At 57.5% G+C, this 4093-nt stretch carries 5 protein-coding genes; all 5 read left to right on the top strand.

The genetic code is table 11. From position 1 onward, the window contains the following. The coding region (locus Q0K43_RS10545; protein WP_297290487.1) for a DUF3794 and LysM peptidoglycan-binding domain-containing protein at positions 1–1593 on the top strand (1593 nt) is incomplete at its 5' end. Positions 1594–1725: 132 nt separating this feature from the next. Next, on the top strand, positions 1726–1929 hold the full coding sequence (locus Q0K43_RS10540) for a 4Fe-4S binding protein (protein ID WP_297290486.1): 204 nt from the start codon (positions 1726–1728) through the stop codon (positions 1927–1929). Beyond that, the gene (locus Q0K43_RS10535; RefSeq protein WP_297290485.1) at positions 1926–2546 is read left to right on the top strand and encodes a 4Fe-4S binding protein; all 621 of its coding nucleotides are present in this window, start codon (positions 1926–1928) and stop codon (positions 2544–2546) included. Before Q0K43_RS10540 ends, Q0K43_RS10535 begins: the two co-directional genes overlap by 4 nt. Before the next feature lie 4 nt (positions 2547–2550). Further along, a complete protein-coding gene (locus tag Q0K43_RS10530; protein WP_297290484.1) occupies positions 2551–2847 on the top strand; it encodes an ArsR/SmtB family transcription factor in 297 nt (98 codons plus the stop codon). Positions 2848–3035: 188 nt separating this feature from the next. Next, on the top strand, positions 3036–4093 hold a 1058-nt coding region (locus tag Q0K43_RS10525; protein WP_297290483.1), incomplete at its 3' end, for an acyl-CoA dehydrogenase family protein.

Here is a 4093-nt window from a genome sequence, read left to right as displayed (position 1 = left end):
CCTTGTACATATATTGCCCTAGCAGCAATCAGTCTGGGCAATGGCCCGTACAAGGAGTGGAACGCTATGGAACTGGAATTGGAACGGACCCCGCTGGACGGGTTTACCGCGGTGCTGGGTACCGCCGTGGCCCAGGAAGAGACCATGGAGAGCATTGTTCCGGACGCCTGTCCGGACTTGCTGGGTATCTGTGATACGGAAGGTGTGGTCTGCCTCCACCGGAAGGAAGCTGTGGAAGGCCGAGTGGAACTGTCCGGCACCATCCATGCCCTGTTACTTTGCCAGCCGGACGGCGAGGTGGGTCTGCGGCGGCTGGAGGTGGATCTTCCCTTTACCTGCACTGCCGATTCCGCTGATATCAGCCCAAACTGCCGCATTGTGGCGGAGCCCAGACTGCGTGGAGCAGACGCCAGGCTGGTGAATCCCCGTAAGGTACTGGTTCGTGCAGACCTGGTGGTGGACATCCAGGTTTTTGCTCCAGAAACAGACTGGGCCTGCGCCGCTGTACTGGAGCCGGAGCAGGCGGGGATAGAACAGCTCAATGAATCCTGTGAGACCTGTGTAACAGTATGTGTACAGGAAAAGCCGTTTACATTCAGTGATGAACTCACACTGGCAGGGAGCCGCCCGGAGGCGGAGGCGCTGTTAAAATGGCGGGTGTCTTTGGAATGCGGGGAAGCCAAAGTCATTGGCAGTAAACTGATTTTCAAAGGGAACGCAAAACTCCAGGTGCTTTATCGCTGCACCGACGGCGGTCTGAGTACAGGAGAATTTGACCTCCCGATCTCCCAACTGATCGAGGTAATTGGCGCCGGCGAGGAATCCATGTGTCAGGTACACCTCATTCTGACAGACCTGGAGTGTGCTTTGGATGACGATGACGGACGTACCATCAGTCTAACCATGGGGCTGTTGGCCCAGGCGGTGGTGCGGGAGGAGCGGAATCTAGTCCTGCTTACCGACCTGTATTCCACCGTATATGATCTAGATACACAGGTCAAATCCCTCACGCTCAGCCGTATTGCGGATCGGGGAGAGCGGGAGATTGCTGTCCGGGAGCTTCTGGAAACAGGGATATTGCCTCAGGATGTATTGGATGCATATGTTACTTTCGCTGACATTACTCAAAGCCGGGAGGATACGCGCGTATCCCTGACCGCCTCGGTCAATGTCAATTTACTCTGTCGTACCGATTCAGGGGAAATTACTGCCGTTACCCGTAACATACCGGTGACCTGTCCCGTGGAACTGCCTGAGGGCGCCCATTGTACCTGCAGATGTTACTGCACCGCGCCGGTATACGCCGCCCCAGCATCCAGCGGAGTGGAAGTACGGTTCCCGGTTCGTTTTGGCTGGCTGGCTCTCACCAACAGTAAGTCAGCAGCAGTCAGTGCCGTCACATTTGATGAAAACGCGCCCAAAGATCATACCGGTCAACCATCCATTGTACTGAGGATGGTGAGTGGGGGAGAACGGCTGTGGGACATTGCAAAATCTTACGGTACCACCGCTCAAGATGTCATGCAGGCCAATGCTTTGGACGATGAGGAACTTCCAGAAGGGCAACTGTTGCTCATTCCGCGGAAACGATAAGCCAAGAAAATGGCCGCCTTTTGGCGGCCATTTTTTATGAAGAGAGCGGGATATGATTTTCCTCTTGCGTTTCTGCTGTAGAACTGTTATATTAGAAATTGCTTAATTACTTAATTATTAGGAGGACGATTTATGCCGTCTAAGCGTTATGCCGCTGTGGGGAAGCACTGCGTGGCCTGCGGCTGCTGTGTAAAGGTGTGCCCCCTGTCGGCCATCTCCATTTGGCGAGGGGTCATCGCCCAGGTGGACCGGGAGAAGTGCGTGGGCTGCGGCAAGTGCGCCAGGGAGTGCCCGGCGGGCACCATTGAACTGCGGGACCGGGAGGTGGGCGCATGAACAGGAAAAAGCACTGGTACGACTATCTGTGGATCGTCACCCCCATCTATTTGGGACTGGGGTTCTTCAACATTCTTTTCGCCTGGCTGGGCATGATCTTCTTCTGTCTGCCCCTGCTCATCGCTATCTTCGGCGGCAGCAAGCTGTACTGCAACCGCTACTGTGACCGGGGCCAGTTCCTGTCCCTGCTGGGTGGGCGGCTGAAGCTGTCCCGGAACAAGCCAACTCCCCGGTGGATGCGGACCAAAGCATTTCGGTACGGCTTTCTCGTCTTTTTCTTCCTCATGTTCTTCCAGATGCTCTTTACCACCTACCTGGTAGGGGCGGGAGCCAAAGACATCGGGGAGTTCGTCAAGCTGTTCTGGACCTTCCAGGTGCCCTGGCACTGGGCCTATCACGGCACTCTCTTTGCCCCCTGGGTGGCTCAGTTTGCTTTCGGGTTTTACTCCATCATGCTCACCTCAACCCTCATCGGCCTCATCGTCATGGTGCTGTTTAAACCCCGGACCTGGTGCGTGTTTTGCCCCATGGGCACCATGACCCAGCTGCTCTGCACCCTGCGCTCAGGCAAGGCTCCGGCGGAGGGCTGCGCCTCCTGCTCCGGCTGCCGGAGGTGAGCATATGGACGTGAGACTGCGGGAAAAGGCCCAAACCATCGCCGAACTCATGGCCCAGATGGCCAATGAGAACCGGCTGCTCATCCTGTGCCACCTGCTGGACGGCCCCAAGACGGTAGGGGAACTAGGGGAGAGCGTGCCCAATATCACCGGTCCGGCTCTGTCCCAGCACCTGCATAAGCTGAAGGATGGGGGACTGGTCCAGGCGGAGAAGCACGGCCAGTTCGTTACCTATTCCATCAAAGACAGCCGCCTTCAGGCCCTGATGGCGGTGCTGAAAGAACAATATTGTGCCCAATGAACAGACAGCGCGTCCCATTTGATGTGGGATGCGCTGTCTGTTCTTCTAATTCCTGGTTCTCATATGGGAAATATTTTGTTAAAATGCCATAATTCCTATTGACATACTTTACTCCACTGTGTTAGGATGGTCTCACAAGATAATGATTCTCATTATTGATTCTAAATACAGATAAGGAGGACGACACCATGCTGTTCAAGACCACGGAGCAACACGAGGCCCTGCGGGCCAAGATCCGGGCATTTGCGGAAGCGGAAGTCAAGCCCCAGGCCTTCCTGATGGACAAGGAGAACCTATTTCCTGACGAGGCCATCAAGAAGCTGGGGGAGATGGGGCTCATGGGCATCCCCTATCCCAAGGAGTACGGCGGCGCCGGACTGGACGCCCTGAGCTACGCCATCGCGGTGGAGGAACTGTCCCGGGTGGACGGCGGCACCGGCGTCATCCTGTCGGCCCACGTGTCCCTGGGCTCCTGGCCCATCTTCGCCTACGGTACTGAGGAGCAGAAGCAGAAGTACCTGGTGCCCCTGGCAAAGGGCGAGAAGATCGGCGCCTTTGGCCTCACCGAGCCCAACGCCGGCTCGGATGCCGGCGGCACTGAGACCACCGCCGTGGACAAGGGGGACCACTGGCTCCTCAACGGCGGCAAGATCTTCATCACCAACGCCCCCAAGGCAGATACTTATGTGGTCTTTGCTGTGACCACCCCCGACATCGGCACCCGGGGCATCTCCGCCTTCATCGTGGAGAAGGGCTGGGAGGGCTTCACCTTCGGCGACCACTACGACAAGATGGGCATTCGTTCCTCCTCCACCGCTGAGCTGATCTTCAACGATGTGAAGGTACCCAAGGAGAACCTGCTGGGCAAGGAGGGCCAGGGCTTCAAGATCGCCATGTCCACCCTGGACGGCGGACGCATCGGCATCGCGGCCCAGGCGCTGGGTATCGCCCAGGGGGCCTATGAGGCCGCCGTGGAATACGCCAAGGAGCGGGTCCAGTTCGGCAAGCCCATCGGCTTTAACCAGTCCATCGGCTTCAAGCTGGCCGATATGGCAACCAAAATCCGCTGTGCCCGTATGCTGGTCTACTCCGCCGCCGACCTGAAGGAGCATCACGAGCCCTACGGCACCGAGTCCGCTATGGCCAAGATGTATGCCTCCGACATCGCCCTGGAGGTCACCAACGACGCCGTCCAGATCTTCGGCGGCACCGGCTTCCTCAAGGGCATGGACGTGGAGCGGATGTA

This window comes from uncultured Flavonifractor sp. (genome assembly GCF_944383115.1).
GTDB lineage: Bacteria > Bacillota > Clostridia > Oscillospirales > Oscillospiraceae > Flavonifractor.
This window is presented reverse-complemented; position numbering and strand designations above follow the sequence as displayed.